Annotated in this window: 14 protein-coding genes; 12 read left to right on the top strand and 2 right to left on the bottom strand. The window is 61.3% G+C overall.

The features are described 5' to 3' along the window. From PMI32_RS02420 to cysC, 3 genes are all read left to right on the top strand, one after another. On the top strand, positions 1-2,288 hold a 2,288-nt coding region (locus PMI32_RS02420), incomplete at its 5' end, for an Ig-like domain-containing protein (RefSeq protein WP_032829179.1). 38 nt (positions 2,289-2,326) lie between these two features. After that, on the top strand, positions 2,327-3,841 hold the full coding sequence (locus tag PMI32_RS02425) for a TolC family protein (protein ID WP_008034717.1): 1,515 nt from the start codon (positions 2,327-2,329) through the stop codon (positions 3,839-3,841). Next, positions 3,825-4,430, top strand: coding sequence for an adenylyl-sulfate kinase (gene cysC, locus PMI32_RS02430; protein ID WP_008034715.1), 606 nt, complete (start codon positions 3,825-3,827; stop codon positions 4,428-4,430). Before PMI32_RS02425 ends, cysC begins: the two co-directional genes overlap by 17 nt. A 4-nt stretch (positions 4,431-4,434) precedes the next feature. Here the strand turns inward: cysC and PMI32_RS02435 are convergent, their stop codons facing one another. Together PMI32_RS02435 and PMI32_RS02440 are read right to left on the bottom strand one after the other, a co-directional pair. Then, positions 4,435-5,190 carry a slipin family protein gene (locus PMI32_RS02435; protein WP_008034707.1) on the bottom strand — a complete coding sequence of 252 codons (756 nt, stop codon included), beginning with the start codon at positions 5,188-5,190 and terminating at the stop codon, positions 4,435-4,437. A gap of 2 nt (positions 5,191-5,192) precedes the next feature. Further along, positions 5,193-5,723 carry an NfeD family protein gene (locus PMI32_RS02440; RefSeq protein ID WP_032829178.1) on the bottom strand — a complete coding sequence of 177 codons (531 nt, stop codon included), beginning with the start codon at positions 5,721-5,723 and terminating at the stop codon, positions 5,193-5,195. Positions 5,724-5,997: 274 nt separating this feature from the next. On the opposite strand from PMI32_RS02440, the gene PMI32_RS02445 reads away from it, so the two are divergent. The 9 genes from PMI32_RS02445 to PMI32_RS02485 all read left to right on the top strand — a co-directional run bounded on the left by PMI32_RS02445 (position 5,998) and on the right by PMI32_RS02485 (position 12,867). After that, positions 5,998-6,459 (top strand): aminoacyl-tRNA deacylase, encoded by a 462-nt coding sequence (locus PMI32_RS02445; RefSeq protein ID WP_008034701.1) that lies wholly within the window; start codon positions 5,998-6,000, stop codon positions 6,457-6,459. A gap of 139 nt (positions 6,460-6,598) precedes the next feature. Next, positions 6,599-6,844 (top strand): DUF2789 domain-containing protein, encoded by a 246-nt coding sequence (locus tag PMI32_RS02450; protein WP_008034698.1) that lies wholly within the window; start codon positions 6,599-6,601, stop codon positions 6,842-6,844. 91 nt (positions 6,845-6,935) lie between these two features. Then, positions 6,936-7,181 carry a type II toxin-antitoxin system Phd/YefM family antitoxin gene (locus tag PMI32_RS02455; RefSeq protein WP_008034696.1) on the top strand — a complete coding sequence of 82 codons (246 nt, stop codon included), beginning with the start codon at positions 6,936-6,938 and terminating at the stop codon, positions 7,179-7,181. Then, positions 7,171-7,455: a type II toxin-antitoxin system RelE family toxin gene (locus tag PMI32_RS02460; protein WP_008034695.1), complete on the top strand. Its 285-nt coding sequence runs from the start codon at positions 7,171-7,173 to the stop codon at positions 7,453-7,455. The genes PMI32_RS02455 and PMI32_RS02460 overlap by 11 nt, the downstream gene beginning before the upstream one ends. A 379-nt stretch (positions 7,456-7,834) precedes the next feature. Then, positions 7,835-8,263 carry a MarR family winged helix-turn-helix transcriptional regulator gene (locus tag PMI32_RS02465; RefSeq protein WP_008034693.1) on the top strand — a complete coding sequence of 143 codons (429 nt, stop codon included), beginning with the start codon at positions 7,835-7,837 and terminating at the stop codon, positions 8,261-8,263. Continuing rightward, positions 8,260-10,332 carry an FUSC family protein gene (locus PMI32_RS02470; RefSeq protein ID WP_008034691.1) on the top strand — a complete coding sequence of 691 codons (2,073 nt, stop codon included), beginning with the start codon at positions 8,260-8,262 and terminating at the stop codon, positions 10,330-10,332. Before PMI32_RS02465 ends, PMI32_RS02470 begins: the two co-directional genes overlap by 4 nt. Continuing rightward, positions 10,329-10,538 (top strand): DUF1656 domain-containing protein, encoded by a 210-nt coding sequence (locus tag PMI32_RS02475; RefSeq protein WP_008034684.1) that lies wholly within the window; start codon positions 10,329-10,331, stop codon positions 10,536-10,538. The genes PMI32_RS02470 and PMI32_RS02475 overlap by 4 nt, the downstream gene beginning before the upstream one ends. Continuing rightward, positions 10,535-11,422, top strand: coding sequence for an efflux RND transporter periplasmic adaptor subunit (locus PMI32_RS02480; protein ID WP_008034682.1), 888 nt, complete (start codon positions 10,535-10,537; stop codon positions 11,420-11,422). The genes PMI32_RS02475 and PMI32_RS02480 overlap by 4 nt, the downstream gene beginning before the upstream one ends. Beyond that, positions 11,419-12,867: an efflux transporter outer membrane subunit gene (locus PMI32_RS02485; RefSeq protein WP_008034680.1), complete on the top strand. Its 1,449-nt coding sequence runs from the start codon at positions 11,419-11,421 to the stop codon at positions 12,865-12,867. The genes PMI32_RS02480 and PMI32_RS02485 overlap by 4 nt, the downstream gene beginning before the upstream one ends. Positions 12,868-12,901 lie beyond the last annotated feature (34 nt).

Below are 12,901 nucleotides of genomic sequence, written 5' to 3'. Positions count from 1 at the left end.
ACCTGACCATCGCCAACGGCACCTTGACGGCGGTGAGCAGCAGCGATGGCGGCATCACCTGGACGGCGACCTTCACCCCGACCAGCGCCATCACTGACAGCACCAACCTGATCACGCTGGACAACAGCGGTGTACAAAACGGCTCGGGCAACACCGGCATCGGCAGCACCGACTCCAACAACTACGCCATCGACACCGTGCGCCCGACGGCGACGATCATTGTGACGGACCCCACGCTGGCGCTGGGTCAAACCTCGCTGGTGACGATCACCTTCAGCGAGGCGGTCACTGGCTTCACCAACGCCGACCTGACGATTGCCAACGGCACCTTGAGCGCGGTCAGCAGCAGCGACGGCGGCATCACCTGGACGGCCACTTTCACGCCGAGCGCGAGCATCAACGATGCGACCAACCTCATTACGCTGAACAACACGGGGATCGCGGATCTGGCCGGTAACTCGGGCTCAGGCACCACCGATTCCAACAACTACACCATCGACACAGTCCGGCCCACCGCGACCATTGTGGTCGCCGACAGCACCCTCAGCGCGGGTGAAACCACGCTGGTGACCATCACGTTCAGCGAAGCCGTGAACGGTTTCGACAACAGTGACCTGAGCATTCCCAACGGTACGTTGAGCGCGGTGAGCAGCAGCGATGGCGGCATCACCTGGACCGCCATGTTCACACCGACGGTTGGCATCAAGGACATCAGCAACCTCATCACCCTGAACAACACCGGGGTGACCGACATTGCCGGTAACACGGGCAGCGGAACCACCAATTCGGCGAACTTCACGATCGATACTATGCTGCCGACAGCCACCATTGTGGTCTCCGACACGGCGCTGAAGGCGGGTGAAACCGCTACGGTGACCATCACCTTCAGCGAAGCGGTGAGCGGTTTCTCCAACGCCGATCTGACGATTGCGAATGGCACGCTCAGCAACGTGTCTTCGGGCGATGGCGGCGTCACCTGGACCGCGACGTTCACCCCGACGTCGAGTATCACCGACACCAGCAACCTGATTAGCCTCGACAACACCGGCGTGGCCAACGCCTCGGGCAATAGCGGTGTGGGCACCACCGATTCCAACAATTTCGCCATCGACACCGCGCTGCCGACTGCCACCATCGTGGTCGCCGACAATCGCCTGGGCATCGGCGAAACCACCACGGTGACCATCACCTTCAGTGAAGCGGTGAGTGGGTTCGATCTATCGGACATCAGCGTGGCCAACGGTGTGCTGTCGAACCTGAACAGCAGCGACGGCGGCATCACCTGGACCGCGACCCTGACGCCGACCGCCGGCATCAACGATGCGACCAACCTGATCGTGCTCGACACCGGCACCTTGCAGGACCTCGCGGGGAATGCCGGCGCGAGCATCGCTATTTCCAACAACTACGCCCTGGACGTAACCCGGCCAACGGTGAGCATCGTGGTCGCCAACCCGAGCATGGCTGCCGGCCAGAGCACGCTGGTGACGTTTACCTTCAGCGAGGCCGTGAGCAATTTCGACCTGTCGGACCTGAGCGTGACCAACGGCGACTTGTCCAACCTGAGCAGCAGCGACGGCGGCAAGACCTGGACCGCGACCTTCACGCCGACTTCCAATGTCAGTGACCCAAGCAACTTCATCGCCCTCGACACAAGCAATGTCACCGACCTGGCGGGTAACGCGGGGGCCACCGTGTCAGTCTCCAACAATTACGCAGTAGGCGTCGTGGCGCCGGCTACGGTGCAGGTGACCCCGGATCCGGAATTCCTCAGCAGCGACCCGGTGACTGTGACTGATAATCCGAACGTGCCATTGCAACCGATCATCTTCACTCCACCTACCGGTGATCTGGGCTCGCCGCTGACGTTTGCTCCGTTGTTCGAGAGCCGGGTGATCGGCAACGGCATCCGGCCGTTGGGCGACATCTTCATGAACAACGGCGCGCTGGCGCAGAGTTTCATCGCGCAGGTGTTCAGCAGCAGCGACAGCGGCGGCGAAGGTGCAGGCCACGGCTTCCTCGGCTTTGGCGGTGGCGATGGCGGGGTGTTCAGCACCAGCACGCTGTCGACTCTGTTCAATCAGGACGTTGGCGACGAGCGGGGTTCGCTGAATTCCTTTGGCAACCATTCGATCAAGGCCGGCGATGTTTCACAGGGGCTGCGCGGCGTGTTTGGCGCGCCGAGCCTCGTCCAGCAATTGCAACAGCTCAAAGATACCGAGCAACGGCAGGTCAACGACCTGGCCGCTGCTTTGAAACAGGCCGGCATCAGCGAAATGCAGGCCTGAAATACTTAAAGCAGTGCGTCACCCAGGGGCAGTCAAGGATGAAGAGAAGTCAGCAGTTGTTTGTCGCCAGCCTGCTCGCGCTGGCGATCAGTGGATGTGCCGTCAAAAGTGAACCGATCGAACGCAGCGTCAGCGAACAGCGCGCCCGAAGCGATCTGCAAAGCATGTACAAGGGGCAGGAACCGCTCAGCGGTCCGCTGACTCTGCATCAGGCCATGGCTCGCGCGGTGAAGTACAACCTCGAAGGCCGGCTCAAGATCATGGAAGAGGCCTTGGCCAAGCGCCAACTCGACCTCGCCAGTTTCGACATGCTGCCGCGCATGGCGCTGGACGCCGGTTATGTCGGCCGCAACAACGTCAGCGCCTCCAGCAGCCAGAGCGTGCGGACGGGCACCCAGTCGTTGGAACCGTCGACTTCACAGGACCGCGATCGTGAAGTGGCAGACCTGACCATGGTCTGGAACGTGCTCGATTTCGGCGTCAGCTACATCAGCGCCAAGCAACAGGGCGACCAGCGGCTCATCGTTCAGGAACGCCGGCGCAAAGTGATCAATACCATCGTTCAGGACGTGCGCTCGGCCTATTGGCGAGCCATGGCCGCCGAGCGCTTGCTCAAGCAGATCGACAGCCTCATGTCCCGGGTCGAGACCGCGCGCGGCAACAGCCAGAGCATGAGCCAGCAGCGCATCGGCGATCCGATCCAGGCGTTGGGATATCAACGCTCGCTGATCGAAGCCACGCGCCAACTCGAAGAACAGCGCCGCGCCCTGTCGCTGGCGAAAACCGAACTGGCGACCCTGATCAATCTGCCGCTGGGTACCGAACTGACCCTGGCGACCCAGGACGACTACGTCATCCCGGAACTCAAGGTTGACCTCGCCAGCCTGGAGCAGGAAGCCCTGACCAGCCGCCCGGAACTGCGTGAGCAGGATTACCAGAGCCGCATCAGCGCCGCCGAAACCCGCAAAGCCATGCTGCGTCTGCTGCCGGGGCTGGAGTTCTCCGCTGGCGGGCATTACGACAGCAACTCCTTCCTGGTGGAGCAGGGTTGGGCCGACTACGGCGTGAAGGTGACCTGGAACCTGTTCAACGTGATCTCGGCGCCGGCTGCGATCAACGTCGCCAAGGCCGGTGAAGAAGTGGCCACGGCGCGCCGCCAGGCCATGTCGATTGCGGTGCTGGCGCAGCTCTATGTGGCCAACGCCAACTACCGCGAGGCACTGCGGCAGTTCAAGACCAATCAGCAACTGTCGGACATTGACGGGCAGATTGTCGGCCAACTGCGCAATCGCTATCAGGCGGCGGGGCTGGGCGAACTGGACTTGATTCAGGGCGAGTTGAACACCTTGCAGGCCGATCTGCGCCGCGACCTGTCGTACGCCGATCTGCGCAACGCGTACGGGCAGATTTTTGCCAGCGCGGGGCTCGATCCGCTGCCGGACCAGGTGCAGTCCACCGAAGTCCAGTCCATCGCCACCGCGTTGGCCAATCGCGAATCGGCGTGGGCGGCGGGCGACATCACGGTGCCGGTGACGCATGTCCAGACTCAATAACCTGCAGGCGCCGACGGCGAGCATCAGCCGGGCACAACGTGAAGCCCGCAACGGCCATCGCGGCACGGTGATTTTGCTGACTGGTTTACCGGCGGCGGGCAAGTCGACCCTGGCCCAGGCGCTGCACGCCGAATTGTTCGAACGCGGCGTGCAGAGCGTCGTGCTCGACGGCGATGGGCTGCGGGTCGGGCTCAATCGTGATCTGGGTTTTGCTGACAGCGATCGCCAGGAAAATATTCGCCGTGCCAGCGAAGTGGCGGCATTGCTGGTGGAGAACGGGCACATCGTGATTCTGGCGATGATCGCGCCGTTGCTGGAGTTGCGTGAGTTGTTTGCCACGCGTCTGGGCGAGGATTACCGCGAAGTCTGGTGCAGCGCATCACTGGCGGTGTGCGAGCGGCGTGACCCCAAAGGTCATTACGCCCGCGCACGTCGCGGTGATTTGGCCGGGTTTACCGGGGTTTCAGCGCCTTATGAACCGCCCCCGTCCGCTGCGCTGATACTCGACACCGGGGCGCAGTCGGTCGAGGCCTGTCTGGATCGTTTACTGACCTGGCTCGGCGAGTGCGCCGTGTTGCCCAAAGGCTGATTGTTCAAGGTTTCGACAAATCCGCCATGCCTTTGAGCAGCTCGATGGGCAGCGGGAAAACGATGGTCGAACTCTTGTCCCCGGCTATCGAACTCAGGGTTTGCATGTACCGCAATTGCATGGCGCCCGGCTGACGGCCGAGCATTTCGGCGGCCTGCATGAGTTTTTCCGAGGCTTGCAATTCGCCTTCGGCGTGGATGACCTTGGCCCGACGTTCCCGCTCGGCTTCCGCCTGCTTGGCGATGGCGCGGACCATCGATTCGTTGAGGTCTACGTGCTTGATTTCGACGTTGGCGACCTTGATGCCCCAGGCGTCGGTCTGCGCATCGAGCACTTGCTGGATGTCGATGTTCAGCCGTTCGCGCTCGGCCAGCAGTTCATCGAGTTCGTGTTTACCAAGCACCGCGCGCAAGGTGGTCTGGGCCAGTTGACTGGTGGCCATCAGGAAATCTTCGACCTGGATGATCGCCTTCTGCGGGTCGAGCACGCGGAAGTACAGCACCGCATTGACCTTGACCGAAACGTTGTCGCGGGTGATCACGTCTTGAGGTGGCACGTCGAGCACCACGGTACGCAAGTCGACGCGGACCATTTGCTGGACCACCGGAATCAGCAGGATCAGGCCGGGGCCTTTGACTTGCCAGAAACGACCGAGCTGGAACACCACCCCGCGCTCGTATTCGCGCAGGATGCGAAAAGTCGATCCCGCCAGTGCAATCACCAACAGCAGCAGCGCGGCAAAACCCAGTTGCAGGCCCATGGTTATTCTCCATCCGGCGCCGCGTCAGCCGCGGCCACTTTCAGCACTAATCCCTTGCGTGCCACCACCCGGACCTGTTGCCCGGGTTGCAGTGGCGTGGCGCTGAGTACTTGCCACTTTTCGCCTTGCAGGTGCACCCAGCCGTTGCAGGCATTGCCGGGCTGCAACGACATCACCGGGGCCACGCTGCCCACCAGTCCGGCATCGCCACTGACGATTTGGCGCGGTCGGGTTTTCAGGGCGTGGATCACCAGGAATATCAACAACAACGCGCTGATCAGCCCCAGGCCGATCATCAACGGCACAGGCACTTCGGTGTTGCTCAGGATCACCGCGCCGATGACGAACATCACAATCCCGCCCAACCCGATCACGCCGTAGTTGGGCAAGGCGGCTTCGGCGATCAGGAACGCGATGCCGAATGTGATCAGCCAGATTCCGATGGGGTTGGGAATCAGCACGATTGTGTCTGCCGCAAACGCCGACCCGCTCAGGGCCAACAGTAATGCGACTGCACAGCAACGAATGTTCACTTGACCCTCCTTGTAGGAGCGAGCCTGTTCCGGGCGGCGTTCCGACGATGAACCTGAGAGCGCCTCGCCCATCCGTTCAGTCCGCGTTCCCGCTGACGCCCATCGCTAAATACAGTCTAGTCGAGCTGTGGATTGTACGAATTTTGTACAGTTGTCGACGGTGTTCCGGCGGGCAGATTTCCCGCGCGAAGACGCCAGCGGGCCTAGACTTTTCAATGGTGAGAACAGGTTTATTCATAGTCCGTGAACGTTGTTGCGGACACCGAGGTGCATCATGCGTATGGCAAGAACCGTGCAGAGCAGCCTGGAAAAGGCGCACTGCGAATTTGACATCGTTACCCACCCACACTCGGCCAGTAGCCTTGAAACGGCGCGGGTCGCGGGCATTCCTGCCGAACGGGTGGCCAAATCGGTGATCCTCGACGACCACCACGGTCATTTCCTGATGGCCGTGCTGCCGGCGAGTTGTCACCTGGACCTGAGCAAAGTGCGCAGCAGCGGCGAGTGGCAGATCACCCGGGAAAGCACCCTGGCGCATCTGTTCGATGACTGCGAACGCGGCGCGGTGCCGGCGTTGGGTGAGTCCTATGGCCTGGACATGGTCATCGACCCCTTGCTGACCCGGCAGAAAGACATCTACCTGGAGGCCGGCAACCACAACAACCTGCTGCACATGAGCGTGCCGGAGTTCCTGAAAATGGTGCCGCATGCCGAGGTGCGGGAGTTGAGTAGTTGAGTTTTGCGGCGACAGTGACACCGCCTTCGCGGGCAAGCCTCGCTCCTACAGGAGTATCGAAAATCCTGTGGGAGCGAGCCTGCTCGCGATTGACCGCGTAGCGGTCACCAAATCATCAGCCATTTCCAAGGAGCCCGACATGGAATCCCCAACCCACAGCCTCCCCTCCCTGTTCAAACAACTCGGCCTGCCGGATGACGCCGAAAGCATCGATAAATTCATCGCCACCCACTCACCGCTCAAGCCCGAACTGCATTTGGCCGACGCCTTTTTCTGGAGCCCGAGCCAGGCGCAGTTTTTGCGCGACGACATTCTGGATGACGCGGATTGGGCGGAGGTGGTGGATCAACTGGATGTGTTGCTGAGGAAAGGGCGCGGGGTGTAAAACCATCGAAGAAACTCAGTTGTATAGTTTTTCAAGGTTGCTCAGGAACTACAAATAGACCAGAATTGCGACCTTAATTGAGGTCTTATTTATGCAAAATGTTCTGGCTGATATGGCAGTTAGTGTGTCTGAGCTGAAGAAAAACCCATCTGCGGTTCTGAGCGGAGCTCATGGTGGGCCCGTCGCAGTGCTCAATCACAATCGAGTCATGGGGTATATGGTCCCGGCGGACGTATTCGAAGCAATGATGGAGCGCCTCGATGACCTAGAGTTAGCCGAAATCGTTCGCTCTCGTCGGCATGAAACGCCAATGCCGGTAAGCCTGGATGACCTATAAGCTCGAATTCCTGCCGTCCGCACGCAAGGAGTGGGACAAGCTTGGGCATACGTTGCGTGAACAATTCAAAAAGAAACTGGCAGAGCGACTTGAGTTGCCTCGAGTCCCGGCCGACGCCCTGCATGGGATGCCTGACTGCTACAAAATCAAGTTGAAGTCCTCGGGATACAGACTGGTCTACGAGGTCATTGATGAGCGTGTGGTGATTTCTGTGGTGGCGGTCGGTAAGCGCGAGCGCAGCACTGTGTACGAGCGGGCGAAGAAACGCTCATAGCTCACCCATCTTTCATTTGGCAGCTTTCAATCGTCTACGCGCAAACTCGGTTTCGATTTCCTCGTTGCTTAAGCCTGGCTCCTTGTGCCGTGAGAGCCGCGCCGTATCTACTTTCCGTTGCAGGAACCAGCGATAACAATCTGCGTCTCCGGTATTGGGGCCAGGTTTGGTTTCTGGTGTGGGGCACTCAGTCATTGGATTCTCGCTTGGGGTCGGCAGCGTTATATGGGGTCGAGCGATCCTTGCCGATTTTCGGCTATGCCTTATCCACTAAATTGTTTCAAAACTTGACCAACTTTCCCCTCAAATGACATATTGATAGTTAGCAAACTAACAGTGTGTCTTTCCGCTCGTGCCAAAAAACCTCGACGCTCTCCAGATGAACATCAGCAGCTCCATGGTGGTGGCCGCCCGGCATTGGCGGAAGATCTGCCAGACCACGCTGGTCAACTATGGAATCTCCGAAGCCTGCGCCGTTCCGTTGTTGATGATCGGGCGGTTGGGCGAGGGTGTGCGGCAGGTGACGGTGGCGCAGGCGGCCGGGATGGAGAGCCCTTCGCTGGTGCGGCTGCTCGATCAGTTGTGTCATGCCGGCTACGTTCGTCGCACCGAAGATGCCCATGACCGCCGCGCCAAATGCCTGAGCCTGACCGACACCGGTCGGGAGTTGGTGCAGGCCGTCGAAATCGAGTTGGTGCGCTTGCGTAATGAAGTGCTGGAAGGCATCGCCCCGAGTGATCTGGAGGCCGCGTTGCGGGTATTGAAAGCGTTTGAAGCGGCCAACGCTCCGTCGGTGGTGAACCCTTGAGCGGATTTTTTACCGGCGTTCCCCCGGCGCGGGACTGGTTCTACGGTGTGCGCACTTTCGCGGCGTCGATGATCGCGCTGTACATCGCCATGCTTATGCAGATGCCGCGTCCGTATTGGGCGATGGCCACGGTCTACATCGTTTCCAGTCCGTTTGTCGGCCCCACCAGTTCCAAGGCGTTGTACCGCGCGGTCGGTACGTTTCTGGGGGCGGCGGCGGCAGTTTTTTTCGTGCCGATGTTTGTTCAGAGCCCCTATGTGTTGGTAATCGTTATCGCGCTGTGGACCGGGATTCTGCTGTTCCTGTCGTTGCACTTGCGCACCGCCAACAGCTACGCGTTGATGCTTGCCGGTTACACCCTTCCGCTGATCGCCTTGCCGGTGGTGGATAACCCGTTGGCGGTGTGGGATGTCGCCGAAGCGCGGACTGAAGAGATCTTCCTCGGCATCGCCGTCGCGGCGGTGGTCGGCGCGATGTTCTGGCCGCGGCGGCTGGCGCCGGTGTTCAACGATTCGGTGAACAAATGGTTTGCCGATGCCTCGACCTACAGCCTGCGATTCCTCAGCCGCAACGTGCAGCCGGACGAAGTCAGCGCGCTGCGTTCGTCGATGGTCGCGACCTTCAACACCCTGGAATTGATGATCGGCCAGTTGCCCCACGAAGGCGCGCGCCCGCAAACCGTGCGCAATACCAAGGAGCTGCGCGGCCGAATGATTCATCTGCTGCCGGTGATCGACGCGCTCGATGACGCGCTTTACGCCCTTGAGCGGCGCACGCCGGAGCTTGTGGATAAGTTCGCGCCGTTGCTGGCCGCCACCACCGAATGGCTTGACCACAAAGACGCCGACCTCGCTCGCTGGCAAGCGCTGAAAGATCAACTCGAAGCGCTGCAACCCACTGCCGAAGCGCTGGATGATCGCAAGCAATTGCTGTTCTCCAACGCGCTCTACCGTCTCGGCGAATGGATCGATTTGTGGCAAGACTGCCGCAGCCTGCAATACGCCATACAGTGCGAAAGCCAGGACAGTTGGCGCGCGGTGTACCGGCATTGGCGCCTCGGTCGCCTGTCACCGTTTCTCGACCGTGGGCTGATGTTTTATTCGGCGGCGTCCACGGTCACCGCGATCATTGTCGCCTCGGTGTTGTGGATTCTGCTCGGCTGGACCGACGGCGGCAGCGCAGTGATTCTGGCGGCGGTGGCGTGCAGCTTTTTCGCGTCGATGGACGACCCGGCGCCGCAGATTTACCGGTTCTTCTTCTGGACGGCGATGTCGGTGCTGTTCGCCAGTCTTTACCTGTTCCTGGTGCTGCCTAACCTGCATGACTTCCCGATGCTGGTGCTGGCGTTCGCCGTGCCGTTCATTTGCATCGGCACCCTGACGGTCAAGCCGCAGTTTTACCTGGGCATGCTGCTGACGCTGGTCAACACCTCGTCTTTCATCAGTATTCAGGGCGCTTACGACGCGGATTTCCTCAGCTTCGCCAATTCCAACCTGGCCGGCCCGGTCGGTTTGCTGTTCGCGTTTGTCTGGACCCTGATCGCACGGCCGTTCGGCGCAGAACTGGCGGCCAAGCGCCTGACCCGTTTCAGTTGGCGCGACATTGTCAGCCTCACCGAGCCGGCCTCCCTGGCCGAGCATCGCCGCTTGGGTGTGCAGGTACTTGACCGTTTGATGCAGCATTTGCCGCGCCTGGCCATGACCGGCCAGGACACCGGCATCGCGTTGCGCGAAGTGCGCGTGGCGTTGAACTTGCTCGACTTGCTGGCCTACACGCCGCGAGTGTTCGGCGTACCGCAAACATTGCTGCACCAAGTGGTGGCCGAGGTCGGCGAGTATTTCAAAGCCTGCCTCAAGGCTGGCGAACGTTTGCCGGCGCCCGGTGCGTTGTTGATGACCATGGACCGCGCGCGCCGCGCCCTGAACCGCGAATGCGATGACGGCGCCCGTCTGCACCTGCTGCACGCCTTGAGCGGCTTGCGTCTGGCCTTGCTGCCCGGTGTGGAATTCCTCGGCACCGGTGACCTCGAAGAACCGCTTCCCCATGGCATCGATGGAGCGCCTTTATGATCGGTGATCTGGATATCAGCGGGGTGTTCCTGCCCACGCTGCTGGTGCTGATGGGCATTACCTATGTGATTTACCTGCTGGTGCACGGGTTGCTGACGCGCCTGCACTTTTACCGTCTGGTCTGGCACCGGGCATTGTTCAACGTGGCTCTCTACGCTTTGCTGCTCGGCGCCGTGGACTCACTCAGTCGATACCTGATGACATGAAAAAACCTTTTCTGACCCTCGGTCGCGTGGTCCTGACCCTGCTGATCGTGACCTTCGCCGTTGTCGTGGTCTGGCGCATGGTGATGTATTACATGTTTGCCCCGTGGACCCGTGACGGACACATTCGCGCCGACATCGTGCAGATCGCCCCGGACGTGTCCGGGCTGATTCAGCAAGTGGACGTGCGCGACAACCAATTGGTGAAACGCGGCCAGGTGCTGTTCAGCATCGATCAGGACCGTTTCAAACTCGCCCTGCGCCAAGCCAAAGCAACGGTCGCCGACCGTCAGGAAACCCTGGCGCAAGCGCAACGCGAAGCCAAGCGTAACCGTGGCCTCGGCAATCTGGTGCCGGGCGAGCAACTGGAAGAGAGCCAATCACGAGTCGCCCGCGCCGAAGTGGCGCTGATGGAAGCGCAAGTGGCAGTGGACAGCGCCCAGCTCAACCTCGACCGCTCGACCATCCGCAGCCCGGTGGATGGCTACGTCAACGACCGTGCGCCGCGTGCGCAGGAATTCGTCACCGCCGGGCGCCCGGTGTTGTCGGTGGTGGACAGCAATTCCTTTCACATCGACGGCTATTTCGAAGAAACCAAACTGGACGGCATCCACGTTGGCCAGAGCGTCGACATTCGCGTGATCGGCGACCGCGCTCGTCTGCGCGGGCATGTGGAAAGCATCGTCGCGGGCATCGAAGACCGTGACCGCAGCAGCGGCAGCAACCTGCTGCCCAACGTCAACCCGGCGTTCAGCTGGGTGCGGCTGGCGCAGCGGATTCCGGTGCGGATCGCCTTCGATGACGTGCCGGCGGATTTCCGCATGATTGCCGGGCGCACCGCGACGGTGTCGATCATCGGCGACCAGCAGCAGGAGCCGGCCAAATGAGCAGGGCCTCGGGTTTGGCGATTGCCGGATTGGGTTTGCTGCTGTCGGCGTGCCAGACGGTCGGGCCGGATTATCAACTGCCGGAAGAGGCGGCCGTTCACCGCGAAGATTTTCAGGGCGAACTGGCCGTGGACGGCAAGCCGGTGGTCTCGGCGCCGGTGCCCGCCGATTGGTGGCGCCTGTATCAGGACCCTCGGCTTAATCAATTGGTCCAGCAAGCGTTGGCGTCCAATACCGATCTGCGTGTGGCGGCAGCCAGCCTGCTGCGGGCTCGCGCGCAGGTCGATGAAGCCGAGGCCGCCGGTGGCTGGAGCGGTGGCATAAAAATGGGCGCCGAGCGTTTGCAGGAGTCCGGCGAAGCGTTCCTGTTGCCTGAGAAAGTGCCGGTGGCCAACATCGGTGATATCGGCATCAGCGCTTCATACCAGTTCGATCTGTTTGGCACACTCAAGCGCGGCATCGAAGCCGCCAAGGCCAATGCCGATGCGACCCAGGCCGCCGCCGATACCGCACGTATCACCTTGGTGGCCGATGTGGTGCGCGCCTACACCCAGGTGTGTGCGGCTAATGAAGAACGGGAAATTGCCCAGCACTCCCTCGACCTGCAATCGCAGAGCACCACACTGATCCAGCGCCTGCGCGACGCCGGTCGAGGCGATGAAACCCAGGTCACCCGTTCGCAAACCCAATTCAAGTCCCTGCGCGCCGAGATGCCGCGCTACGAGGCTGCGCGTCAAGCCGGGCTGTTCCGTCTGTCGATGCTGCTGGCCAAACCGGTCGATCAATTGCCGGACGGCACCGCCAGTTGTGCGCAGCTACCGAAAATCGCGCAATTGGTGCCGGTGGGCGATGGCGCTTCACTGCTCAAGCGTCGCCCCGATATCCGCCAGGCTGAACGTCGGCTGGCCGCTGCGACGGCCGGTATCGGCGTCGCCACCGGTGAGCTGTACCCGGACATCCGCATCGGCGCGACCATCGGCACCGTCGGCATTTTGGAAAACCTCGGCGAGCCTTCGACCAATCGTTGGGGCTTCGGCCCGTCGCTGAGCTGGAGCGTGCCGACCAACGGGGCCCGGGCGCGAATCCGCGAAGCTGAAGCCGTTTCCCAGGCGACGCTGGCGCACTTTGATGGTGTCGTTCTCAACGCCATCCGTGAAACCCAGACCAGCCTGGCGCAGTACTCGGCGTTGCTGCAGCGTCGAGAAGCCCTGGCGGACGCCGAACAATCGGCGAAGCTGGCCGCCGACCAGACGCACCGTTTCTTCCAGGCCGGCCGCGAGTCGTTCCTGGCCGACCTGCAAGCGACCCGCACCTACACCGACGTCACGGCACAACTGGCCGCCGCCAACACTCAGGTTGCGTTGAGCCAGATCGATCTGTTCCTGGCGCTGGGTGGCGGCTGGGAAAGCGGACGAACGCAAGGCTCGAATACCGGCAAACCCTGAGGCCGTTGCTATGCTTTGACTTGATGAGGTCGCG

Origin of the sequence: Pseudomonas sp. GM60, assembly GCF_000282415.1 — a bacterium.
GTDB lineage: Bacteria > Pseudomonadota > Gammaproteobacteria > Pseudomonadales > Pseudomonadaceae > Aquipseudomonas > Aquipseudomonas migulae.
Note: the sequence above shows the minus strand (reverse complement) of the source record. Positions and strands in the feature narration are given on the sequence as shown.

Coding starts and splice junctions, on each gene's coding strand:
- PMI32_RS02425 (WP_008034717.1), top strand. CDS start 2,327: ATGAAGAGAAGTCAGCAGTTGTTTGTCGCCAGCCTGCTCGCGCTGGCG.
- cysC (WP_008034715.1), top strand. CDS start 3,825: ATGTCCAGACTCAATAACCTGCAGGCGCCGACGGCGAGCATCAGCCGG.
- PMI32_RS02435 (WP_008034707.1), bottom strand. CDS start 5,190: ATGGGCCTGCAACTGGGTTTTGCCGCGCTGCTGCTGTTGGTGATTGCA.
- PMI32_RS02445 (WP_008034701.1), top strand. CDS start 5,998: ATGCGTATGGCAAGAACCGTGCAGAGCAGCCTGGAAAAGGCGCACTGC.
- PMI32_RS02450 (WP_008034698.1), top strand. CDS start 6,599: ATGGAATCCCCAACCCACAGCCTCCCCTCCCTGTTCAAACAACTCGGC.
- PMI32_RS02455 (WP_008034696.1), top strand. CDS start 6,936: ATGCAAAATGTTCTGGCTGATATGGCAGTTAGTGTGTCTGAGCTGAAG.
- PMI32_RS02460 (WP_008034695.1), top strand. CDS start 7,171: ATGACCTATAAGCTCGAATTCCTGCCGTCCGCACGCAAGGAGTGGGAC.
- PMI32_RS02465 (WP_008034693.1), top strand. CDS start 7,835: ATGAACATCAGCAGCTCCATGGTGGTGGCCGCCCGGCATTGGCGGAAG.
- PMI32_RS02475 (WP_008034684.1), top strand. CDS start 10,329: ATGATCGGTGATCTGGATATCAGCGGGGTGTTCCTGCCCACGCTGCTG.
- PMI32_RS02480 (WP_008034682.1), top strand. CDS start 10,535: ATGAAAAAACCTTTTCTGACCCTCGGTCGCGTGGTCCTGACCCTGCTG.
- PMI32_RS02485 (WP_008034680.1), top strand. CDS start 11,419: ATGAGCAGGGCCTCGGGTTTGGCGATTGCCGGATTGGGTTTGCTGCTG.